Annotated in this window: 22 protein-coding genes and 1 pseudogene; 14 read left to right on the top strand and 9 right to left on the bottom strand. The window is 44.5% G+C overall.

Going from position 1 to position 23,412, the window contains the following annotated elements:
• Window positions 1-298: 298 nt before the first annotated feature.
• Together RLO19_RS30710 and RLO19_RS30705 are read left to right on the top strand one after the other, a co-directional pair.
• Complete coding sequence (locus RLO19_RS30710) at window positions 299-2,629, top strand: CHASE2 domain-containing protein (protein ID WP_446361529.1); 2,331 nt, start codon at window positions 299-301, stop codon at window positions 2,627-2,629.
• Window positions 2,630-2,688: 59 nt separating this feature from the next.
• On the top strand, window positions 2,689-3,387 hold the full coding sequence (locus RLO19_RS30705) for a DUF928 domain-containing protein (protein ID WP_446361527.1): 699 nt from the start codon (window positions 2,689-2,691) through the stop codon (window positions 3,385-3,387).
• On the opposite strand, the gene RLO19_RS30700 is transcribed toward RLO19_RS30705, so the two are convergent.
• From RLO19_RS30700 to eno, 4 genes are all read right to left on the bottom strand, one after another.
• Window positions 3,384-3,527: a hypothetical protein gene (locus RLO19_RS30700; RefSeq protein ID WP_446361525.1), complete on the bottom strand. Its 144-nt coding sequence runs from the start codon at window positions 3,525-3,527 to the stop codon at window positions 3,384-3,386. The two genes, RLO19_RS30705 and RLO19_RS30700, sit on opposite strands and share 4 nt — an antisense overlap.
• An 85-nt stretch (window positions 3,528-3,612) precedes the next feature.
• Window positions 3,613-4,596: a hypothetical protein gene (locus tag RLO19_RS30695; RefSeq protein WP_446361523.1), complete on the bottom strand. Its 984-nt coding sequence runs from the start codon at window positions 4,594-4,596 to the stop codon at window positions 3,613-3,615.
• A 171-nt stretch (window positions 4,597-4,767) separates the two neighbouring features.
• Complete coding sequence (locus RLO19_RS30690) at window positions 4,768-4,992, bottom strand: hypothetical protein (RefSeq protein WP_446361521.1); 225 nt, start codon at window positions 4,990-4,992, stop codon at window positions 4,768-4,770.
• Window positions 4,993-5,255: 263 nt separating this feature from the next.
• On the bottom strand, window positions 5,256-6,554 hold the full coding sequence (gene eno / locus RLO19_RS30685) for a phosphopyruvate hydratase (RefSeq protein WP_446361519.1): 1,299 nt from the start codon (window positions 6,552-6,554) through the stop codon (window positions 5,256-5,258).
• Here eno and RLO19_RS30680 point away from each other — a divergent pair.
• From RLO19_RS30680 to RLO19_RS30670, 3 genes are all read left to right on the top strand, one after another.
• Entirely contained in the window at window positions 6,553-6,804 is a 252-nt protein-coding gene (locus tag RLO19_RS30680) for a hypothetical protein (RefSeq protein ID WP_446361517.1), read from the top strand. The two genes, eno and RLO19_RS30680, sit on opposite strands and share 2 nt — an antisense overlap.
• Entirely contained in the window at window positions 6,794-6,940 is a 147-nt protein-coding gene (locus tag RLO19_RS30675) for a hypothetical protein (RefSeq protein WP_446361515.1), read from the top strand. The genes RLO19_RS30680 and RLO19_RS30675 overlap by 11 nt, the downstream gene beginning before the upstream one ends.
• A gap of 299 nt (window positions 6,941-7,239) precedes the next feature.
• Complete coding sequence (locus RLO19_RS30670) at window positions 7,240-11,034, top strand: hypothetical protein (RefSeq protein ID WP_446361513.1); 3,795 nt, start codon at window positions 7,240-7,242, stop codon at window positions 11,032-11,034.
• A 142-nt stretch (window positions 11,035-11,176) separates the two neighbouring features.
• On the opposite strand, the gene RLO19_RS30665 is transcribed toward RLO19_RS30670, so the two are convergent.
• Entirely contained in the window at window positions 11,177-11,422 is a 246-nt protein-coding gene (locus RLO19_RS30665) for a helix-turn-helix domain-containing protein (RefSeq protein WP_446361535.1), read from the bottom strand.
• A 114-nt stretch (window positions 11,423-11,536) separates the two neighbouring features.
• Between RLO19_RS30665 and RLO19_RS30660 the strand changes: the two genes are divergently transcribed.
• The 3 genes from RLO19_RS30660 (at window position 11,537) to RLO19_RS30650 (ending at window position 12,667) form a co-directional block, all read left to right on the top strand.
• Complete coding sequence (locus RLO19_RS30660) at window positions 11,537-11,767, top strand: peptide ABC transporter substrate-binding protein (protein ID WP_446361511.1); 231 nt, start codon at window positions 11,537-11,539, stop codon at window positions 11,765-11,767.
• A gap of 208 nt (window positions 11,768-11,975) precedes the next feature.
• Window positions 11,976-12,233 (top strand): hypothetical protein, encoded by a 258-nt coding sequence (locus RLO19_RS30655; RefSeq protein ID WP_446361509.1) that lies wholly within the window; start codon window positions 11,976-11,978, stop codon window positions 12,231-12,233.
• Window positions 12,221-12,667 carry a type II toxin-antitoxin system VapC family toxin gene (locus RLO19_RS30650; RefSeq protein ID WP_446361507.1) on the top strand — a complete coding sequence of 149 codons (447 nt, stop codon included), beginning with the start codon at window positions 12,221-12,223 and terminating at the stop codon, window positions 12,665-12,667. Before RLO19_RS30655 ends, RLO19_RS30650 begins: the two co-directional genes overlap by 13 nt.
• A gap of 12 nt (window positions 12,668-12,679) precedes the next feature.
• Here the strand turns inward: RLO19_RS30650 and RLO19_RS30645 are convergent, their stop codons facing one another.
• Window positions 12,680-15,553, bottom strand: coding sequence for a transcriptional regulator (locus RLO19_RS30645; RefSeq protein WP_446361505.1), 2,874 nt, complete (start codon window positions 15,551-15,553; stop codon window positions 12,680-12,682).
• A gap of 194 nt (window positions 15,554-15,747) precedes the next feature.
• Here RLO19_RS30645 and RLO19_RS30640 point away from each other — a divergent pair, with 194 nt between their 5' ends.
• A complete protein-coding gene (locus RLO19_RS30640) occupies window positions 15,748-15,927 on the top strand; it encodes a hypothetical protein (RefSeq protein WP_446361503.1) in 180 nt (59 codons plus the stop codon).
• Window positions 15,928-16,093: 166 nt separating this feature from the next.
• Entirely contained in the window at window positions 16,094-17,197 is a 1,104-nt protein-coding gene (locus tag RLO19_RS30635; RefSeq protein WP_446361533.1) for a type I restriction endonuclease, read from the top strand.
• Window positions 17,198-17,250: 53 nt separating this feature from the next.
• Here RLO19_RS30635 and RLO19_RS30630 read toward each other — a convergent pair whose 3' ends face one another.
• On the bottom strand, window positions 17,251-17,427 hold the full coding sequence (locus tag RLO19_RS30630) for a hypothetical protein (protein ID WP_446361501.1): 177 nt from the start codon (window positions 17,425-17,427) through the stop codon (window positions 17,251-17,253).
• A 706-nt stretch (window positions 17,428-18,133) separates the two neighbouring features.
• On the opposite strand from RLO19_RS30630, the gene RLO19_RS30625 reads away from it, so the two are divergent.
• Entirely contained in the window at window positions 18,134-19,408 is a 1,275-nt protein-coding gene (locus RLO19_RS30625) for a SpoIID/LytB domain-containing protein (RefSeq protein WP_446361499.1), read from the top strand.
• Between the two features lie 99 nt (window positions 19,409-19,507).
• Here RLO19_RS30625 and RLO19_RS30620 read toward each other — a convergent pair whose 3' ends face one another.
• Window positions 19,508-20,455 carry a Uma2 family endonuclease gene (locus RLO19_RS30620; protein WP_446361497.1) on the bottom strand — a complete coding sequence of 316 codons (948 nt, stop codon included), beginning with the start codon at window positions 20,453-20,455 and terminating at the stop codon, window positions 19,508-19,510.
• A 523-nt stretch (window positions 20,456-20,978) separates the two neighbouring features.
• Here RLO19_RS30620 and ndhN point away from each other — a divergent pair.
• From ndhN to RLO19_RS30605, 3 genes are all read left to right on the top strand, one after another.
• Complete coding sequence (gene ndhN, locus RLO19_RS30615) at window positions 20,979-21,461, top strand: NAD(P)H-quinone oxidoreductase subunit N (RefSeq protein ID WP_446361495.1); 483 nt, start codon at window positions 20,979-20,981, stop codon at window positions 21,459-21,461.
• Window positions 21,462-21,661: 200 nt separating this feature from the next.
• A complete protein-coding gene (locus RLO19_RS30610) occupies window positions 21,662-22,267 on the top strand; it encodes a vWA domain-containing protein (protein WP_446361531.1) in 606 nt (201 codons plus the stop codon).
• A 254-nt stretch (window positions 22,268-22,521) separates the two neighbouring features.
• Window positions 22,522-22,995: a salt stress protein, Slr1339 family gene (locus RLO19_RS30605; RefSeq protein WP_446361493.1), complete on the top strand. Its 474-nt coding sequence runs from the start codon at window positions 22,522-22,524 to the stop codon at window positions 22,993-22,995.
• A 47-nt stretch (window positions 22,996-23,042) separates the two neighbouring features.
• Here RLO19_RS30605 and RLO19_RS30600 read toward each other — a convergent pair.
• Window positions 23,043-23,270 (bottom strand): annotated as a pseudogene (locus RLO19_RS30600) (ketopantoate reductase C-terminal domain-containing protein); the annotation flags it as partial.
• Between the last annotated feature and the right edge of the window lie 142 nt (window positions 23,271-23,412).

The raw sequence follows: 23,412 nt of genomic DNA, 5'->3' as shown, positions 1-23,412 counted from the left end.
ATCAATGGATAATTAATAATTGATAATTGATAATTGATTAATTGGGTCTAAGACCTCTTCGTTTACGAAGAAATTAAAAAAGATTTTCCTTAATTTCAATCCTATTCTTTTAAGGAGAGGTCATTATCCATTGTTCATTATTTATTGTCAATTTTTGAATTGGGTATGGTTGTATGTAGGGGCGGGTTTGACTACTATCATTTCTTACCTAACCACGATGTAACTAAACCCGCCCCAGTGTTAAGTGTTCCAAAATAGCTATATTCATCGTTAGTCCCTGTTCCCTATTCCCTGAAAAATGATAAATGACACCACCCACAAAAAATTAGTAATTTTGAAACTTGATGGGGATTTTAAAAGTCACGGATTTCGAGTAACATTAGCGATTGGTGGGGATGGCGCCCCCCCAGATATTGAACTAAAAGGAATATTAAACGCAGCGCCTGAATTTGCCGATCGCATACAATCCCATTGGCAGCATAAGTATCGTAGCATTAGCGCCCCCTATCGGATTAAACCGAAAAAAATTATCTATGATGGTTCAGTAAGCCAGCGCCTGAGGGACTGTCAAGACTCGGCGAATGAACTGCGCGATCGCTTGCAAACCTGGTTAGATGGGGAAGGGTTTCGCCCCCTGGATCGGCGGTTAAGGGAAGCCCTCAGTCCTCAGGATACGATTCGCTTCCTGCTATCCACCAATGATCCCCACTTACAAAAACTTCCTTGGCATTTGTGGGACTTTTTTGACCATTATCCGAAAGCAGAACTAGCGTTAACTGATCCTCAGTTTGAACGTCCTCCCCAATTCACCTCAAATCGCCGCACGCCTAAAGTAAAAATTTTAGCCATTCTTGGTCATAGCCAGGGAATTGATATTGAAAGCGATCGCAAATTACTCGAAACTTTACCCCATACAGATATTACATTTTTAGTCGAAAAAAGCCGCCGGGAAATTAATGATCAACTCTGGGAAAACCATTGGGACATCATTTTTTTTGCCGGACATAGTGAAACCGAAGGCGAAACCGGGCGGATTTATATTAATCAAACCGATAGTTTAACGATTAATGAACTCTGGTATGCGCTAAGAAAAGCCGTAGAACGAGGATTAAAACTGGCTATTTTCAACTCATGCGATGGCTTAGGTTTAGCCCGACAACTGGATGATATCCAGATTCCGCAAATGATTGTCATGCGGGAATTAGTTCCCGATCGCGTGGCGCAAGAGTTCCTAAAGTATTTTCTCACTGCCTTTGCCCAAGGTCAACCCTTCTATTTAGCCGTCAGAGACGCCAGAGAACGACTACAGGGATTAGAAAGTCAATTCCCTTGTGCCAGTTGGTTACCCGTAATTGTCCAAAATCCTACCCAAGTTCCGCCAACTTGGAACGACTGGATTAGCCACACTAAAGCCAAACCTGTTAAGCAGAGACGGCGAGGTTGGCAATTGGTACTAGGTGCGAGTGTCATGGTTACCAGTTTAATCATGGGAGTGCGATCGCTAGGGTGGTTACAATCGACAGAACAACAAGCCTTTGATCAACTCCTGAACATGCGCCCCACGCCATCCCTTGATCCTCGGTTGTTGATAGTTGAGGTAACGGCTAAGGATATCAACAATTTAGGCGGTGAATATCCGCTACACGATCGCACCCTGTTGAAACTATTGCAAAAACTCGACACCTATCAACCCCGCGCCATTGGCTTAGATATCTTTCGCGATCGCCCTTCAGGGGAAGGGTGGGCTGAATTGGTACAATATCTACAAAAGAGCGATCGCGTGATTCCCATCTGTGTCATCCCGTCTCCCCAAATCCCCGAAGGCGTTGCTGCTCCCCCTGGGCTCCCCAAAGAACGCTTAGGATTTGCTGATATTGTGGTTGATCCAGATGGAATTGTGCGGCGTCATCTCATCGCCATGAAACCGCCAGCGGTATCTTCTTGTTCCACCTTCTATTCCCTGAGTTTTCAATTAGCCCTACAATATCTGCAAGCCGAGGGAATCTCACCCCAATTTATCTCAGAAGATCGCTGGCAATTGGGTTCAGTTACCTTAACAAATTTAAATGCCAACCCCGGATTTTACCAGCGCCCTGTCGGATTAGAAGGATTTCAACTATTACTCAATTACCGTTCCCCAGAATTTGCCAAAACGATGGTAGAACGAGTGACTCTGAGTGATATTTTTGCCAATCGCGTAAATCCTGATTTTTTGCCGGATAAAATTATTGTAATTGGCATGACCGATCCCACGATTAAAGATGAATTCCAAACTCCTGGCAATCATGAAATTCGGGGGCTATTCCTGCATAGTCAGATGGTCAGTCAGATTATCAGTGCGGTTACTGGAGAACGCCCCTTGCTAAGGTTTTTGCCCCTTTGGGGAGAAATCCTCTGGGTGTGGATTGGGTCGATTGTTGGGGGTGCGATCGCGTGGCACTATCGAGAGTCACGGTTACGTCTGGGATTAGGAGTAGGAATCTCTATAATAACCATTAATGGTATAGGCTGGTTTATTTTAATTCAAACTGGCAGTATAGTACCCATAGTTCTGGCAACGCTAGCTGTATTTGCTACAAGTGGGAGTCTTGTGGCTTACCAGACATTTAAGCATCCGCGATCCGATTAAATTCCTTAAACATGACTGTACTAAAACTTGCTTTAATCCTTGCCATAACAGTTCTTGAATTGACAAATCATCGATCCCTTGTCCAAGCCTATCCCATACAAAAATCAGCAGATATTAAACAAGATCCGCCCGTTAGGGATAGACCGAATGATGATCGCAAACCTGCTGGAACTCGTGGACCTTGTGAAAACACCAAACAACCGTTTACACCGCTATTACCCATTGCCAACTCTGGGGTCAAATTTTCTGGCTTTACTTTAAAAGAATATCCCACATTTTGGTTTTATATTCCCTATCAGAGCAGCACTATTAATCGAGGAGCATTTTTTTTAGAAAATTTGCAGGAAGGGACTCGAACCTATCAGGTCAATTTCCAGCTTCCTGAAACACCGGGCTTTGTCCAGATTAGCCTACCAACCACAGCCAATCCCCTAGAACTGAATCAACAGTATCGTTGGCAGTTCACCCTTTATTGTGAAACAGATGATCAGACAGATTCCTCTCAAGTCGTTTGGCATCAAGGCTTGATTGAACGGCTTGATCCCCAACTTTTAGAAACTCAGATGGCAACGGCTTTGGTGATAGATAAGATGGAATTTTATCGAGATAATCGTCTTTGGTACGATATCTCAGCAGATTTAACCCAAATCTATAATTTTCCTCTCGCTTGGCGTTATTTGTTACAAGCCATAGATTTGGAAGAACTCCAACAAGAAGCGATCGCCGGTTCAGTTGAGCCCATTAAAGATTCCGATTAATAGGGGGTGTCGGTTGTGTCGGGTGTGTCGGTTTTGTCGGTTTTGTCGGGTGTGTCAGGTGTGTCGGGTGTGTCGGGTGTGTCTGGTGTATCGGTTGTGTCAGGTGTGTCGGTTGTGTAGGGTGTGTAGGGGCGAAGCATTGGCGCAGTTCAATGAACGGCGGGTTAAATAAATTTCAGACGCCAATGCTTCGCCCACCCTCATGTAGGATGTTCAATTGTAGTATCACCGAACAATACAAACACCCCCAACTTGTACAGTACAAGCTTCTGGTTTTTTAACAGGTTCTAAACTACTAGTCCTGGCATTATAAGTATATTCACCCGCTGGAAAAACCCGGTTAGGATCGGCACAATAGCGATAGGTTTGTCCACCTTCAGGATAGGAGATAACCACTAAGGAACTGGTAGATGAGGGACAGGTACTCAGTATATTTAATCCATAATCATCTTCCAATTTTTCTTGGCGGGGATCTGTCGTTTGATTGGCGGCGGATTGAGTTCCAGGGCGTCCCGGTTTTAAGGTTTCTGTACTCGCGTCGTAGGTATACTGTCCCGCTTGGAGGAAACGGTTGGGATTGGCGCAATAGGTATAGGTTTGATTCGATTCCGGAAAAGACACAACAACCAAAGAACCCGTCGCCGCCGGACAGTTTTCTAACACTCTCAATCCATAGTCATCTTGTAGCAATTGTTTTCGTTTATCCGTAGTTTGATTAGAGGAGGAGGGTTGATTCGAGGGATTATTGGCGATAGTTCCGGGTGTAATTCCGGAAAGGGAAACCGTATATCTGCCTCTGGTATTATTTCGACCTAAAACGAGGAGTTTGTATTCGCCACTAATGGGTACTTGGTATACTAAAAGATTGGTTTTGTCGTTGTAGGCGACTTGGTTGCCAGTTTGAGAGGAACTCAGGACTAAAATTGGCGAGAGTGTACTACCTTCTTCTGGCTTAACATTGATGCGAACGGTATCCCCTTGTTGTGCATTAAACAGGTATTCTTCACCAGCAGCGGTTTCCATCGGGGCGTTGGGTAGCAAGTCGTTGCGATAGCGGAAGCTGGGAGCATTGGTTTGGATAAACCCACTAACGTTATCATTATTGTTTAGCTTCGTAGCGGCGGCGGCGGTATCGATAAAGATGGATAAGATTACCCCACTGATAGCGAATGGGGTAGCGATTCGATTAATTACTGTTTGGTTAAACATGCAGGCTAAAAATGACCAACGTCAGTTAGGGACAGATTCTATCGGGATAGAGTTACCCAGATGATCATAACTCAGAATTTGCTGCCAACAAAAAATATTCATTGCTGCCGATGTATGCCCATTATTCATCAGCAACGACTTAGATCAACTGCCTTCACCACCTTCACCACCTTAGTCCTCTTCTGCGTTTTCATCCTCTTCATCTTCCTCTTGATCTTCTTCACCCTCTTCGCCACCTTCCTCGGCGTTAAGATCATCATCTTCTTGCATTTGCTCCGTTTGCGGGGCACCTTCCTCAGCTTCACCATCTTCTGTACCTAGGTTGCTTGCATCACACGCACCAAGGGTAGCGGCTACAGTTAACGCCAAAAATAATTGGATGGTCTTTGATTGCATTTTGATACTCCTCAATTGATACTCTAGAACGTAAGGGTAAGTTAGACCGCTTTTAACTATAATATTATTGGGACAAATTAGCAAATAGTCGTCCCTGCACGTATTCTTTTACTATAATTTTTGCCATTTAAAGGTAGCGAGTTAGTGATTGAATGCACCGATGATGAACGTACTTACAAACTTGAAGCTGGGTCGGAATTAGGGCGCACGTCGGTGCGCCCCGACAGGGATTTAATATCCTACCAAACTATTGGAAATGGGAATTATTTGGCAATTTTTGGTCCCATACCAATCTTACCTGCATAGATGGCGCGATCGCCGAGTTCATCTTCAATCCGCAGTAGGCGGTTATATTTGGCAACTCGTTCACTGCGACAGAGGGAACCGGTTTTAATTTGACCCGCACGAGTGGCGACAGCTAAATCCGCGATCGTGGTATCTTCGGTTTCGCCAGAACGGTGAGAGATAACGGAACGGAAGCCATTGCGGGTGGCGAGTTCGATGGTTTCTAAGGTTTCGGATAAGGAGCCGATTTGATTGAGCTTAATTAAGATAGAATTCCCAGCGGCTAAATCAATCCCTTTTTGCAAGCGAGTGGGGTTGGTGACAAATAAATCATCCCCGACTAATTGGATGCGGGAACCAAGTTTTTCGGTCAGCTTTTGCCAATTATCCCAATCGTCTTCATGTAAGCCATCTTCAATGGAAACAATCGGATATTGACTGACTAATTGATCCAGATAATCAATAAGTTCACTCGGGGCGTGAGATGACCCTTCATAGAGATATTGCCCATCTTTGTAAAATTCACTGGCGGCGACATCCATGGCTAACGCCACCTGTTCCCCTGGTTTATAACCCGCTTTTTCAATCGCTGCAATCAGAAATTCCAAAGCGGCTTTATTGGACTCTAAGTTAGGTGCATAGCCCCCTTCATCACCCACACCGGATAACAGCTTTTTCTCTTTCAACACTTGAGACAGGGAGGCGAATACTTCAGCCCCCCAACGCAACGCCTCTTGAAATGAATCGGCACCTACAGGGACAATCATAAACTCTTGAAAGTCCACGTTATTATCCGCATGGGCACCACCGTTAATCACGTTCATTAACGGTACAGGGAGAAGATTTGCAAGGGGTCCACCTAAATAGCGATAGAGGGGAAGTTGCAATTCATCCGCTGCGGCTTTAGCATTAGCGAGAGAAACTGCCAGGATAGCATTGGCACCAAGTTCATTTTTGTTTTGGGTACCATCCCGATAAATCATCGTCTGGTCAATGGTTGCTTGGTCTAGGGCGTCCATGTCCAGGAGTTCGGGGGTGATTTTCTCTTTGATGTTACGGACAGCCTTGAGGACGCCTTTACCGTTGTAGCGATGAGAATCACCATCTCGCAGTTCGTGGGCTTCAAAGGAGCCGGTAGAGGCACCACTGGGAACTTGCGCCAGTCCGATGGCACCACTGGCGAGGCGAACTTCGGCTTCCACGGTGGGACGTCCCCGGGAGTCGAGGATTTCTCTGGCGTCAATGGCTTCAATCGGAGCTTCGGGTTTATCTAACATGCATTTTCCTCTAAATTACAATGACTTCAGGGTTCAGGATACGTCTGAAGTCGTGGACAAACAAGTGGGCTTAAGGATGTTTTCGATCCCCAGCGCTCATATCCGGACTTATGATAGGGTATGCGATCGCTCTGTTCCGGTTGCCTCAGAGACACAGAAACCTAATTATCACTTTTTTGATCTGGCGGGGCAGTTAACCTGGCAAGGCGATGCCGTCGCGATGCAAAGGATGCTGCGGGATGAGTGGTAATCGCTACCTGTTGGATACGAATGCGATCGCAGTTTTGTTACAAGGTAATTCACAAAGAATTTGCGAAAGTATCTATATTAGTGGTTATTCGCTTTTTGCGATCGCGTCTAATCCTACAGTCTTTAGCAAGGGATGAGGAGTCAGGGTTTAAGTAAGTGCTGGTTGTTCTTCTCAGACAAGGGTAACTCTTAACTGTGATTGGTGTCAGAATTTCATCATTGGGTCATTGTTAAGCCACACTTAACCGCTATATGCGCTATAGTACAGAAATAATACACCCGAAAAATAGGAATTAGGCTCTCCCGTGTTTATGGTGATAAGCCAACCTGATTACAGCATTAAATAAAGCTGTTGCGTACTCACCAAAGTCCATTGAGGAAATAAATATAATTTCTACCGTAGATCCGGACGATTCCATTTATAGGTTTTTTAGTAATGAGCAAATCAAGATCCCGTTCAGATTTTATTAATTCACAAGGATTTAAACCTGTCAATCAAAACCCTCTAATCAAGCTTGCTAAAACTCTTTCTGTATATGATTCTGATGATTTGCTAGCCACTCTCGCTGGGTTGCAGTTAATGCCAGAGAATGCTGACCGTGCTGTTCGATTTGAAGCGCTCACCCGCGCCGTTGCTTCAATCAGTAGCAAAGGATTTGGGTCTAAAAAGAAAGTTAACCTGAAGCAATTAGAAAAAATTTGCAACCACTCTTCCGATTTAGAACCATTCATTTGCATGGAAGACCCCTTTAATAACCCTTTTACTGAAGCTTTTACCTTTCATGGGGGTTCCTATATCGTTTTCCCAGGAATTGCGGAAGAGGAAACGTTTATCTTACGGCATCTTACCAAAGCAATATTTTTAAGTTCTGACCCTTTTCCAAACCAACAATTTGCAACAGTGGCTTGTGGTCTAATATCGGCGGTTTTAGCCATCAGCAACGAAATAGCACGACGTGTTGGTCTTGAGAGGGGAGTCGAACCAGTTATTGCACCAAAAGGAGACGTGATTGTCCCCTCTGTTAAGCGACTTGAGGAATTGAAACAAGCTGTATTTTTCAGTGAGTCTGAATTATCGAATTTACTGATTAGACATAATGCTTATCTTTTTGAGATAGAACCATTGATAGTAGCATTGGGTAATGTTTCGATTGAAGACTGTAAATTTGACAGAAGTGAATTATTATTTCGTCCAATTGTTCAGGCTAATAATGGATTTATCGTGGCAATTCCGGGAATGCTTTTATCCGCAGCGCGAAATGAATTGATTCGCCTTGCTTTTGAATATGAGGTTACAGATGACCTTACTGAGCGTTACTGTGATTCTGTAGGGAATACAGTAACTGAGTCACTGGGTTGTATACATTGGAATATCACGTCAGTTTCACCGCCGAATCCACCAGACATTCCTTACTTCCGAGATGCCTTTTTTGGGTTTGATGTAGATAAAGTGGCTTATGTTGCTCTAGTTACTGACTCTCTAGATGAGTACGATTGTCAAGATCCTTTTGGGTGTTGGAATCTGGATGAAATAGGGGTGAAACTAGAAACGCGGATTAAAGAAATATACGAATACACGTTCACCGCTTTACCAGGGGTCAATGAAGTGTTGTTCCTACTAATAGTGCAAGGTTTTGGGCGTTTTCATAGACTAGCTTTCAAAAAAATGCCAGAAATTGAGCCATTACTTCTTATCACTCTATCAGCAGGTGACTTGGAGACAATCACTCTTTTGGAGGTTGGTAACTCTTTGATGTTTTGGAAGTACGCTAGGGCATCTGGGCGACTCGAAAAACAGGCGCAGGTTATCTCACATAGTGAACTAGACAAATTCTCTATTTACAGAGACAAGGGTTATACGTACTACTTATCTGAGAAAATTAACCCAAACCATCGCAACAGTTTTACGTTTAGTTTAGAGGGGACAGCACGGTTACGTCAAGAAGTACTACACAAGAGAGATTTTCATGCTGTACCTTCATATAAAAAAAACTATCTGATTGAGGTTACTTCACGATTCGAGACGCGGGAAATTCCCATCTATTTCCCTAAACCCATTCTCAGAAGAGAACCTCAACCACCGACTTTCCTTGTAGAAGGTTTGCCAATACCAGTTTGGATTGTCAGCTCTGGACTAGAGAAAGAAAAGGATAGCCAGAAAAAATTACATAATTTATATGCTCAATTTGCAGAAACTATTAGTTATTGGTTATGGCAGTTTACCTCCTCAATTAGTCCAATGATGCAATTTATAACATCAGAATCTCGCCAAATAGCAATTCGGTTATTTATACCACTCGATGAAGCTTGGAATAAAATTATAGACCTCCAAGAAAGCTCAGATGAATTACCCGTTTATATTCAAGCTAACTCAACTAATGGAAATATAGATTTAACTATCTCATCAGCTATATCTTCATTTCTGCAAGGTTCTGACAACAGGGGTGAAAGATATATGATGCAGACCATTTTATGCGGCTTTCGAGAGTTACTACCTGATAGCCATCGTGAAAAATTATCTGATGAAGTAATTACTAGAATTATTGACAATCATGCCCCACTCGGCAAAAAGAAGAAACTTTTATTTTTAGATACTGCTATCAATCCTGAACTTGATAATGAAGGTCTACCGAAATATCGAAAGGTACAGGAAGCAGATGAAGATGAACTTTTAGACGATTTGGGTAATTACCTGAGTTCAGTTGAAAAGTTGAAGGAAGGTTCTATTGATGATAGCCAGAGAACTGCTGTTCTTCAGAAAACCGTTAATTCCTTATACCAAGAATTACAAAAATTGATAGCATCACTAAATCCTGAGAAGCTTTTAGAGCATTTAGTTGTTCGGCATGAAGCAATTGTGCAAGAAGTGGCGGAACATCGGCTGACTATACCAACTCGGCTAGTCTGCTTTAGCTCTGAACTAGACATGGTAAAAGAGCTACGTCAGGAAATGCCAGAACGCAATCAGGCAGCATTAGCAAGTCGTTTTGTGATTGAATATGTTGTTGCTCGACCACCTCGTGGCATAAGACCCTTCAGTTTAAGCGTTTATGACCGCCTGCAAGCTTTGGCATCCCACATTGTTAATTTTGGATTTGAAAGTGATCTTATCAACTTTGAGTTAGCTGATTCAAAATTAGAAATGCTTCCATCGGGAAGATTAGGAACAGACAGAGAGGAATACGACAAAGCACGCGAGGCTTATATTTCTATCTTTACAGGAGGTGAAATTGCCAGATCTACAAGCGAGTTTAAACGTTATTGGAGAAAACCAGAGGCAGTCTCTAACAAACCCGAGTTTTTAATTCAACTTGATAATGCTGCCTCTATAGAATTTGGTTTCTCAATTACAGAATTACAGGAACTATTTGGCGAATCTATCAATATCGGTAGAACTATCCATCCTAGTGTAGCTTCTCTTCCTTTGAAAGATTTAGTTACTCGTCTGGCTAACCAGCTAAGTTGGACTCCAGAAAAGGTTAGTCACGCCATTGAACTGCTATCTCTTAGCCCCCGTTCTGATTTTCTTAAGCCAGACAACTTGTATAAGCCAGCAGATGTATACCCGTGGAAGTTTAATCGCTCCCTCTCTTACCTCCGTCGTCCCTTTTTACGTCGCGAGTGCAATGGTGAAATTGAGGTGATTTGGGGTATTCGTCATCTGTATAGTGCGAGTCAGTATCTCATTTATCTTTGTCTCAATGGACGACTAAAAGCCCAAAGTGCTGAGATGAAGAAGGTAATGAGTGACTTGAGAAATAAACAAGGCGAGGCGTTTAACGACAACGTAGCTGACTTACTGGCGCAAGATTCAACCCTAGTTGTACATCGACGGGTTAAGAAAATTAGCAAGACTAAGATACAAGTGGGTGATATCGATGTTCTAGTAGCTGATCCGAGAAATCTACGCATAAAAGTAATCGAATGTAAAAACTTTGCTCTTGCTCGCGCACCTCACGAGATGAAGAATGAGTTAGATCAGTTATTTCTAGGACGACAAAAGCGAAAAGGCAGAGAAAAATCCTCTGTTGAGCATCATCAAGAACGAGTTGATTGGGTGCGTGATCATTTACATGACGTTGTGACGTGGTTGGAATTAGACTCTTCGACGGATTGGAGCGTTGAGCCACTTATCGTCACAGACTATGAGTTAGCCACGCCACACATTTATTCATCACCCATCCCTGTCGTCTCCTTTGTAGAGTTGTCTAAAACGCTATCCCTATCCTAACTACCAATAAATAAATCACTTCAGATTGAACCAACACCAAAAGTTTTATAGCAACACACCTTCTCAGGGCGGGTTTATTCAATTGGCGGATTTCAATCCCCAATAGCGGTACAACCCACCCCTACCACTCAACTTGTTGGTACTACTCCTTATCATCATTCCCAGGCGGATGACCTAAATATAACCGCACAAACTCTTCCGCCGCCGTCGGATTAATCTGATGCAGCGCATCTCTGAGTTGAATCACCATCTCAGCGCCGGGATCTCTCACTTCATGTACCCAGCGATAAATATTGGAACGTCCAATCCCCATCTTCACCGCTACTTGGTTTTGGCTGATGCCGTAATTGTCTAACACCTGCTTGAGGGCTTTTCCTGCTCTTCCCATGCCCAAAATTGTGTCAGATGTGGATTCCCCCGTAAATGACACCGATTGGCATACGTTGCGCTACACTAGATGTAGTCCAATCGGTGTCATTTTTACCCTAGAAGGTAAATCTTTATGTCTAAAGACTTTCTCCCAGATCCCCAAGAAATCTCAACCACTTCACCCAACCCCGAACGCGAACCTGTGCAAATCTTAGTCATTGGTTCCAGGAGTGGGATTACCAACATCATCCACAGTCTGTACGCCCACCACTTCGCCCAAATCAGTGAATGGAGTCCTCTGATGCCTACGCCCGTTCCTGGTAAACTGATGCGGATGCTCATCCGTTACGTTCCCAGGCAATAGCAATGTCAAAAATAAGGCACGGCATTGCCGTGTCCCTACGTGAACACTGAAACCAGAAGCCCTAAATATTGAAGCACGTTGTTTTGTAATAGAATGAAGGTAAGTAGACCCAGCAAATTATCATTATCTATACTCAGATTAATCTATGGATAGTGGAAAATAACAAACTTTAAATAGTTTAGATTAAAATTAAGAAATGAAGCCTATAATGCAATCAGCCTTACGAATTGAAGCTAAAGTTTTACCGGGCAATAAAATCGAAATTTACTTACCCCCTGATACCGCATTAAATACAGTCGGGAACACCATTGAAGTAATTCTTCTGTTGCCAGAAAAGCCAACCCGATCGACGGAGCAATCGATTCTGGAAATATTGGCAGAAATCCACTCTCAGCGCCCCTCTAATCGAAACCTCGAAGAAATTAATCGAGATTTGCAAGCGGAAAGGGATACATGGGACAGCTAAACTTGCCTGACTCTTCTAGAATATATATTGACACGGTTGTTGTGATTTATGCCGTTGAACAAGCTCCTGTTTATGGTTCATTGTTAGCTGATCTCTGGGTAAAAGTTCAAGCCGGGAACCTGGAAGTCTTAACCAGTGAACTAACGTTCATGGAGGTATTGGTTATACCAATCCGAAACTCCGATACCTTTTTAACCGAGGCATACAAGCGATTGCTGCGATCACCTCAAATACAATTGGTGCCTATCAATCAACTCATCCTAGAAAAAGCTGCCAGACTCCGGGCAGTTACACCTTCACTAAGAACACCAGATGCCATTCATATAGCAACAGCCATTACTTCAGGATGTAACCAGTTTTTAACGAATGATCAAAGGCTACGGATAATACCCGATTTACCTGTAGTAATTCTAGACGAAGTATTGTCATCATAAACTCAATTCGTTTTACCTAAACTTGGGTGGAAGTTCGGCGGGAGGAGGAGAGTCGGCGCCTGGAGGAAGAGGAGGTGAACCGCCTAGTGGTAAACGTAGAGGTTTTGGTTCAGTTTCAGATGGTGTAGTCCTCGGTGAAGGTGAAGGTGAAGGTGAGGGTGAGGGGGGTGTCTGCATTGGTGAAGCAGAAGCGCCTCCGGGTGGAGGTAGAGGCGGTAAGATGGGTAACCCGTTAGTCGCGTCTCCGGGTGGGGAAGGTGGAGGTGATAAGGTCATTGCTGGAGGTTCTGGAGGTGGTGGTTGGATGGTTTCAATGGTGACTGAACGGCTTTTTTGTTCTCCGGCTTCATTGGTGACTTGCAACGTAATCGTTTCTGTAGTCGGTTCTGGACTGAGTTCATAGGGTAAAGTGCCTTCTGGTGGCACAGTACCGGGTGCTGGTAGAAGTTCAACTTTCAGATCTCTACCCCCCTCAACTTTCCAAGATAAGGGTACAGGTATCGATTGATTCCCAGAAATTGGCACGACAAATTTAGGACGAGTTAGGGTTTCTACACCACCAACTGTAAATTCAACAATATTAAAGGGAACAGGTTGTGCTTCAATTTTAATCGGATCAGTTTTTTGAGCGGGTAATTCTTCGGGTTCTCCTTGTCGGGGAACCACAATTAATTCAAAAATATAGGTTCCCGGTTGGGGATTATCTATAGGAATATTAGCACAGACTAATGTCTCATCCTTTATTTCACAGGCTTCTTGTAAGCCTTGAGGAATCCCTTGACTAAAATCAATCGATTGCATGGGAACGAGGATAATCCCTTCTGGATTGCGACCCACCAGTTTTAAGAGTCTGATTTGTTCAGGATGACTAATTTTCCAATTCAGTACAATCACCCTATTTTCGGGTTGCGGTTGATTTGGAGGTGAGTTGTCATCATTAGCCGTTGGACTAGCTTCCTGATTTGCCGCTTCAGGCGTCCTCTGACTGGCTTGTTGATAGACGGCTTGAGTGGAGGTGAATTCTTCAATCTCAGGAATCGGGAACGGTGTGATTTTAACCGTATTCGTTAGAAGTTCCTCTGATTCCCCTCTCTTTTTCCCTTGGGGAATCACAGTCAGTTCAAACACATAATCACCTGGTTCGCGAGCATCCGTTGGTACGTTTTGACAATTAAGAACCTCATTGATTGTGCAGAAACGCTCTAACTCATTGGGAATCCCCTGGCTAAAATTGTAGGCAATTGGACTGCTGGTGACTACCCCCTCTGGTGATACTCCTTGTACTTTGATCATTTGTATTCGTTCGGGATTATTAATTTCCCAATTCAGGCGAACACTCTCCCCCTCAGCCGCTGAGTAATTATTGCTGGCTGGCGCAAATTCGACTATTTCTGGGCGGGGTTTGGGTCTAAAAAAGAGAAACCACAGCAGGAATATTAATGCCCCAATTAGTCCGACTATGCCTAAAATGACTAATAAAAATTGCCACCAAGGACGACCTTCCCAAATTAAGGTGCCTTGGAAGCGATTGTTAATTAGGGGGAACTGTTGTCGGTCTTCAATTTCAATAACAAAGTTTAAAACTCGTCCGTAGAAGGGTCTACGCCACCATTTCTGGCTGGGTTGTACATCTAAGTTCGCGATCGCATAGCCGCCAGGGGCGAGGCGAACTTGGCTGGGTATCAGGGTATAGGTGCACAGATCATCGCCATCGGCACTTTTGGCGATGAGGGCAATGTCGCGGGTAATATTGCCGCCGTTATACAGTTGTAACTCAAACACACCGGACTGATTGCTGATCTTACCCACTAGGGTGACTAACTCGACAGTTAACAGGTAAATTGGCATTACCTGTAGGTAAATGACATCGAGTAGGACTAAGTCGGGATTATTCAGGGAATAGAGACGCACCGTGGGAGAATAGATACTCGCCCAAGTATCTACAGGTGGGGTGATAATGAGCTGGATTTGCCCCTTTTCACCAGGATTCAACTCTAAGCCATCCATAACTCGCACCACTCCCGCTTGGGTATAGCCTTCGGGATAAATCACTCTATACCAGTTAGGGGCTAAATCCGGACAGGTTAAGCGAAATTGATCCACGCGATCGGAGCGGTTATGAACCAGAACCTGAACCTCCAGAAATTCTCCGGGTTGGACAACAGCCGGGGCGGCGGAATTGGTGAGCGGGAGTAGGGTGAAGGTGGGATCATTAACCCGGATGGCTTCCTGGACAAAGGGTAAGACTTGCAGCCGTGCTTGATGTTGGATTGGCGTGTCTTGGGGGTAATGCTGCTGGGCATCAACAATTAGCAGATAATTATAAGTGCCTGGTATCGCATCGAGTGGTACCGGAATCTGAAACACCACCTCACTACTTTGCCCCCGCCCTAACGCCAGACGTTCATAAGGGGAAATGCACCACTGGTGCAGGAATTGGGAGGTTTCATCTATATAAATATCAATTAAGGCACTTTGATTCCCCTCATTGGTAATCGTGACGCACAACTCAAACGTCAAACCGGGTGTAATTGGCGCATCCCCAGAGGGATTCACAATCATAGACAGGGGTTTTCCCGGTGTCAGCGCTTGCTGAATCATCTCAGAAAACTGGCTACCTTGTCGTCTCATTTCACTGCGGTAATAGCGGGGAATGCCTTCCACTTGTATTTCTCGGACAAAACCCTCTTGAACTAACTCATCTAGTTCTATAGCGATCGCCTGTTCGTCTTCATTCAGGTGATCGGCGATTTCGGGTAGGGTATGCCCTTCCTCTCGACGGATAAATAGCACAATTTGCCGTTGACGTTCCGGAAGTGCCAAGATATCAGCAATATTTATTGTTTTACCACCATTTGCCGAAGGATTGGATGGATTGCTATTCATAGTTTTCCTTTCCCCTCTGGGTTTGACCTCTCCTCCTGCTGACTTCCAAGGGCTAAACCGATTCTTTCTACGTTCAGCATGGGTGGAGCGACAACTGTATTAATTTTTACAGCGTTCACTCTGACAATTAAACCGCAAGGGAGACGGAATGTCAGCTATTGTCATCTATCCTAGGTTAGTAGTAGACATGAAGCGTGCCAAAAGCGAAGACAGCGCTGACTACAAACTACGCGATCGCAGGTTGTCCTAGACAGATGAACGAGAGTGGCTGGTATCAAGAAACGAGTCAGTCCATTGTACAAGAGTGCGATCGCCTTAATCCCCTGTTACTCTCCTTTTCTCTTTATCATCGTTATGCAGTAAGGCTTAAATGAGACAGATAGCCTAGTCTTTTTGCGCTATATTTGCTTAAGCCTAATCGCTTCAAGCAACCATAGTATCAAGGTTTGGCAAAGTCTTTGTAAAAAGTTCGCGATCGCTAAAATTTTTACTTTTCGAGTGGGTATACTGGGTAAAGATACCTCACCACACTACGGCAGTATGGACTTTATCGACCAAATTAAATCTATCTCTCAGCAAATTTTAAAGCTAAGAGAGCAAATTCAGACAGAAGAAGCTACCAAAAGCGCTTTCGTTATGCCTTTCATTAATGCTTTAGGGTATAACGTTTTTAACCCAATGGAGGTTTGCCCTGAATTCACGGCTGACGTACCTGGACTAAAAGGGGAAAAGGTAGATTATGCAATCATCATGGATGAAAAGCCGATCATTTTGATTGAATGTAAATGGTGTGGAGGGAGTCTAGAGAACCCTAAGCATAACTCACAGTTGCACAGATATTTTCATACAACAGAGGCAAAGTTTAGCGTTTTGACCAATGGGATTATCTATCGGTTTTACACCGATACAGAGAAACCCAACATTATGGATGAAAAATCATTTTTTGAGTTCAATATGTTGGACTTCCACGAATCCAATATTAATGAACTCAAACGTTTTTCCAAATCAAGCTTTAATTCGGGTGAATTGGAAGATGTTGCCAGAAATCTTCTTTATACTAAAGAAATTAAGCGCATCATGGCAGAGCAACTGGCTGACCCATCTCCTGAATTCGTCAAGTTTTTTGCCAGTCAAGTATATTCTGGGAGGCTGGCTGCATCGGTTATGGAAAGGTTTACAGATATAACCAGACGGTCACTAAAAGAATTTATTAACGAGCGCATTACAGAAAGGCTAGCGGCTGCTATTAACACACCAGAAACCTCGACACCATCAACTGAAGGGCAAGAGGTTGAATCTGAATTCTCTTCAGACGAAGGAATAGTGACGACAGAAGAAGAGTTGGAAGCTTTTCATATCGTTAAAGCAATTCTACGTGAAGTTGTAGATGTTGGACGTATTGAGTACAAAGACACCAAAAGCTACTTTGGGGTTAATCTAGACGGCAAGACAACAAAAACTATTTGCCGACTTCGGTTTTTCCCGACAAAAAAATCTATCGCCATTATTGATGCTGAAGGGAAAGAAGCCAAGAAAGTCCTCTCAAGCTTAAATGAAATTTATGGGGTGGCAGGAATATTAAAAGATAGAGCTAGATATCTAGCCCAAAATGAGACAACACAACCTGAAGTTGTTGAACAGTAACTCATGACCCATTAAGCCCAAAAACCGTAGGGGCGCACCGACGTGCGCCCAACTCACTGACCTGCGCCCGATTCAATCGTCAACGCTAAGTAGGTGGACACAATTAAAGTTAACGCTTCAACCCATCCCCTAACCATTTCAATGGGCATACCAATAGGAGCAAACAACACTTGATAACCACGATTCACGACATACCCCTTTCCTATTTCTGTATCCTTCGCTACTGACATTATCTTTAGTTTTGCTCAATTCCGTTTCGGCTAAATTTGTCAAGCTATGATAATTTAAACTATTCTTTCCCCCAGAACGGTTTAAATTTTTCAATCATGCTTCCATCTCAACAAAACGTCATAATTGCTCTTTTTTGACCCCTTTTCCGGAATTATCTACGAATTTTCAAGGGTTACAGCAATTGTGAGATGAGTGTGTGATTTTCAGGTATATTATCTATGGTGGATTTATTCTGAGCAAAATTAATCCCGACACAGCTAAACCTCTTGAATCTTCGTAACACTTTGTATAATTTCTGGTTTTCGTCTCACTCCCCATGTCCCCTTGGACGCATGTATTTTTTTAAAGTTTCGATAAAAATCATTACTAAGTCTTGACAAAAACACAGATGTCACAGAAAGGATGACACTTTCCAGAACACTGAATCGTGAGAGACACAGATTGACACAGACAAGTAAGTAATCTCCCCAACAATCGAATCATCGTCTCCCCATTGAGAACTAACATCTCTGTGTAATCAGTGCTACCAGCCTCCCACCCCCCACCTCTACCGTTCCTACCAATCAGAGAAATCAGTGTTACCATTCTTTATTCCGCCAGGGAGTGCCATATGCAAAGACGCGATCGCAGATTAAACTAAGAGGCGGTGCTTACTGCTAATCTGTCGTTATCGTCCTCTCCCAACCCGATCAGGAGCAAGTATTGATGATTCGCCTGCCTAACAACCACCCGATTTTAAAGGGTTCTAGACTATGGTCAATGGTTGTGGTTTCAGCATCCCTCGTATTGCCCTTGATGCTAGCTCAATCCTTTTATTCCGGTTCTAAACCGATCGCATCTTCTCCCCAACCGTCTCCGGAGCCATCACCCCGATCAGAAGTTCCACCGCCGCCAAATCCGTCCCCGGCTGAAGCCCAATGGCGTCATCGTCTGGTTGCTCAAAGTCTCTCCTGGCAATATCCCGCAACTCCCGTTCCCAAGGCAACCCCATCTCAATCCTCTACTGCTCAAGATACCGCGAAAACTCAAGCCTCAGGGACTAAACCATCGACAGCGAACAAAACTGCTCAAACTCAAACCTCGGCGGCTCAATCACCGACAGCGAATCCGACACCTCAAACTCAAACCTCAGCTTCCAAACCCCCTACTCCCCTACCCCCCAAACCCAACGCCCAGACTCAAGCCCAAACTCCACCCCCGAAATCATCTGCCGCCGCTTCCGGAAACTCCGCTAAAGCAGAAAATCCTCCAGCTAATACTGCAAGCTTAGAAATGCGAGTTGCGATCGCGACAGGAGTAAGTTCCCTAGACGTTGGCACATCTACAGCCGGAATAGTCGTGGATGGAAATGGAAAAACATTAGGAAAACTTGAGGCAAACGAAGGAGTTAACGCTCAACCCAATGGTTCTTATCTTCGCATCGGTGAATGGAAAACCCCAGGGGGTGCTTGGCTTAAACCCACTGGTGGCGGGTTTGTTTTTGTCAATGGTCGCTGGTATCGAGGGGATTTACTCTTAGTATCACAAGGGGATAGTCTGCTTGCCATTAATTATATTGAGCTTGAGGCATATCTAGCCAGTGTCGTCGGTTCAGAAATCTATCCCAGTTGGCCCCCCGCTGCCTTAAAAGCCCAAGCGATCGCGGCTCGTTCTTATGCGATCGTCCATTATATTCGACCTGCTAATCAGTTATACGATTTGGGTAATACTCAGCGTTGGCAAGTGTATAAGGGAATTGAGTCGGAGTGGAATACTACAACTCAAGCGGTTCAGCAAACCCAGGGAATGTTTCTCAGTTATAAAGGGGGCGTCGTGGAATCCCTGTATGCTGCTTCGGATAGTATTGTCAGTAATGTTTTTGGCGGTCGAGGAATGAGCCAAAAGGGAGCGTATGAGTTGGCGATGCAAGGGTATGATTACAAACAAATTTTAGCCCATTATTATCCGGGTGCGGGATTGTCGTGGATTGAGGCTCAGTGAGGGTCATTTGTCATTCGTCAGGGGCTGACACGTAACGTTTTCAATCGGTCAACAATGATTTAATTTTCATCGCTAAAAGTAGTAGAATTGTGTTTGTTATCAGCCCTGATCCTGGAAAAATGTATCGGGGTCAATACCTGATTGTCGCAGTCGCTCAATCAAAGCATCTAACTGAGCTTGTGTAGCTTTGGCTCGTTGTCTTTCCTGTTGAGCTTGCTGTAAAGCTTGGGCTTTTTGGATTCTCTCCTGTTCGGCTCGTTGTCTTTCTTGTTCGGCTCGTTGTCTTTCCTGTTCGGCTCGTTGTCTTTCTTGTTCCGCTTCCGTTAGAATCCAGTTTCCTTGACCATCATACCAACGCAACCAGAGGCGATTAATCCCTTGAAACTCTCCCTGCCATAATCCTAAACCCAAACCTAATTCGCTCATCCATACTCGCCCATCTTGTACCTCTAACTCTTGATAATGCGCTCCATTCAGTTTAAACCCTCGTAGCTGATTGGTGTAACGACTGAATACAACATAGTAAGGAATATGCAAAATCTGCTCGTAAACCTGCCATTTTCGCGGTGGTTTATCTTCTGTGGGAAGCTGAATGTCTTGCCCATTTCCTACACCTTGTTCCAGTTCAGATTCTCGAACTTGGTTTACCTGTTCTCCTAAGTCTTCTCTCTCGGTTCCAGGTGAAAGCAATTCCACAACAACAAACGGATTGACGCCCTCCTGCCAAACGACATAAGATAGGCGCATATCCACATCATCATACAGTCGTGGCACACCGACAACCCCAAACCAATCCGGACGCTTGTACCACAGAGGATGACGCACATCATAGTAAAGGTTTAAGTCGCTGGCATAAAAGATCTGTGAAAGGGAATAGTGGGGAGGGCAAAATGTCAAGCTCAACAATTGCGCTTGCCAATCATGGAATTCGTCAGGCAAACCGGGTTCCTCTGGATCTTCACTCGGAAGATCATACATCGTCGGTAGCGTTTCCCTCGGTGAACAAGGTGGATCGGTTTGAGGAACAGGATAGTTGAACGAAACCATGGACGGAAATTATTAGGAAAACTGGCTCTATCTTAACAATCCATACTTATGAATAAGGGCGGGTTTCGTTGTTGAGTTATTGGTAACAAGCTAGCGCTAGTTCCTAAACCCGCCCCTACAGTGGCTGGCGTTGGTTTTGTTGTTGAGTTATTGGTAACAAGCTAGCGCTAGTTCCTAAACCCGCCCCTACAGTGGCTGGCGTTGGTTTTGTTGTTGAGTTATTGGTAACAAGCTAGCGCTAGTTCCTAAACCCGCCCCTACAGTGGCTGGCGTTTGTCCCGACAATTGACCCTTCAACTACGCTTAGGGCATGGTTTTTACGTCTTGCGATCGCTATTCAATACACCAACTGATACCAAATCCGGGGAACGCTACCCCTGTTATAACCCAGTCCGCGCAGGCGGACGAAAGTTTGTATAGCAGCGATTTCAATCGCCTATCGCCTCCTCTTGCAGGGGGTAATAAAGGCTATATAATTGGCTGATAAGAATTAACAAAACTTAAGGCGGAATCGGAGAAATAAATGGCACTGATCACCACCGGAAAGACGTTCATTAGGGATTTAGAACAGTCCGGCGCATTGGCATTATACGCTCCCTTAGAGGGAGGATTTGAAGGGCGTTATCGGCGACGACTGCGGGCGGCGGGTTATACGACGATTTCTTTCTCCGTGAAAGGATTAGGCGATCCAGCCGCTTATCTGACGGGTGTTCACGGTGTCCGTCCACCGCATCTGGGCAAGAAAACAATTGGTCAAAGCGCTGCTGTGGGTCCGGTTTACTTTGTCCCGCCTATCCTGACGTATCAATTGGAAAATCTACCGGCTAAGTCGAAAGGGATGGTACTGTGGCTAATCGAGGGCGCTAGTCTGTCCCGCCAAGAAATTGAATATTTCATCACTTTACCTAAGCAGGAGAAGCGCGTGAAAGTGGCGATTGAAATGGGAGGCGAGCGCTATTTCCGTTGGCAGCCGCTTCAGGAGACTGTATCCGAGTGGGCATCCTAACGCGGTAGAGACGCGCCATGGCGCGTCTGTACTTAAAAGGGCGGGCGCTCCTCAAGGAAAGCGGTTTGTGCCAAAATGTTATCGGGAGAACCCGCCCCTACAGTCCGGCTCCCGAACTGTCGCCACCTTACAGTTTGCGATCGCCGATTTGTGGGTTTGATAATCTTGAGAAGGACTGTAGTAGATTTGGGAACGTTTTTATGCTAGAGAAACGAGATTATACCTTAATCATTGATAAAAGCGGCAGTATGTCCATTCGGGATCAGTATTCTGGGAAAAGCCGCTGGGATGTTATGCAAGAGTCTACCCTGGCTTTAGCGAATAAATGCGAAGAATTTGATCCCGATGGTATCACCATTTACCTCTTTTCTGGTCGTTTCAAACGCTATGACGGTGTGACGGCTAATAAAGTTATCCAGGTATTCCAGGAAAATGAGCCATCAGGGCGCACTGACTTGGCATCTGTCTTGCAGGATGCCCTTAACAACTATTTTCAGCGTAAGACTAGCGGTCAGACGAAGTTGAATGGTGAAACCATACTGGTGGTTACCGATGGGGAACCCGATGACCGCAAAGCTGTGATGAAGGTGATTATCGAAGCGTCACGCAAAATCGATAAGGATGAAGAGTTAGCCATTTCCTTTATCCAAATTGGCAGTGATTCTCAAGCAACGAAGTTCCTCAAAATTCTTGATGATGAACTCGAAAGTGCTGGCGCAAAATTTGACATTGTGGATACAGTAACCATTGAGGATATGGAGGATATGACATTAACAGACGTGTTGCTCAATGCTGTAATCGATTAGGCAACCCAGTTTAGTGGGTTTTCTGACACAGGGGGTGCATTTACCTCATCTGTGAGTATCACGCCGTCTCCTGGTGGAGTATCCGATCCTTAACTCAGGCGATTGATCGAGAGCAGGTGTCAAGGGATTGTCTGTCAGAGTGGGCAAAAGCAAAGCGGATTAGAATAGAAGATATACAGGACATGACCTTTTGGGATGTGTCCTTCACTATAATTGTTGATAACAACATCTCTCGTCACTGAGAGTCTAGTCTTATGGCAGAATCCCTTGATGACTTATTAGCCCAAATCAAAACAGAATATCAAGAAAAAGATCAGGGAAAACCCCCTGAAAAAAAACCTCTGTTGGATGAGGACGAATTGAAGTCGCCCACAACGAATTCGTCCAGGTATCAACCCATTTCCTCATCCCCATCCTCGCGATCGCCTGTAGAAGATAGTATACTCTCAGAATTGAAAGCTGAGTTTGAGGAGAAAGAGCGCGAAGCCCAACGGAAACGACAGCAGCAACGGCAAGAGGAGCAAGAGACGTTGCATGCAACGTCTCTACAGGTAAAACAGCGACAACAGCGCAAACGGGAAGCCCTGAAGCAACAAGCCCAAGAATGGTTAAATAATTTAAAGCCCCATTCTGAGGAAGGGCTTTGGTTTGAAGAGTTTTCTTATAGCTATCCCTCCAAACTCGAAGCCGCGATGGATTATCTGCAAGCGCTGCGGGAAACTCCTTGATCGGGAGATGAGGGAGCTTGTAGAGGCGTTTTGGTGAAACGTTGATATTAATCACCAATCGTGATATTTATAGTATCTAGGAATTTTAATTGTTGATAGAGTAGGGTTATTTGGGGAACCGCAACCCCAACCGTTTGCGCCGCCCGGATTGGGTTGCCAAACATGGCTTCGACTTCCAACGGACGATGACAATCATAGTCGATCTTCATGCTGGTACGATAGGGTTTCATCTTCATCGTATAATCCAGCATCTTTGGGATAAAACTCTCCTTTATCCTGAAGTTCCCCCCATTCAGATGTACTACACCCAGCGTCAAGCCTTACACCGTAGGGGTTTGAGCGCTAAAACCCTCAAATATCGTACCCATGTAGCACTTGCAAAAATAGCGCGATCGCGCTATTTTTGCAATATGACAA

Origin of the sequence: Coleofasciculus sp. G2-EDA-02, from assembly GCF_040226375.1 — a bacterium.
In the GTDB taxonomy this organism is placed as follows: Bacteria; Cyanobacteriota; Cyanobacteriia; order Cyanobacteriales; family Coleofasciculaceae; genus Coleofasciculus.
The sequence above is the reverse complement of the archived record's forward strand: the minus strand, read 5'-3'. Positions and strand labels throughout refer to the sequence as shown.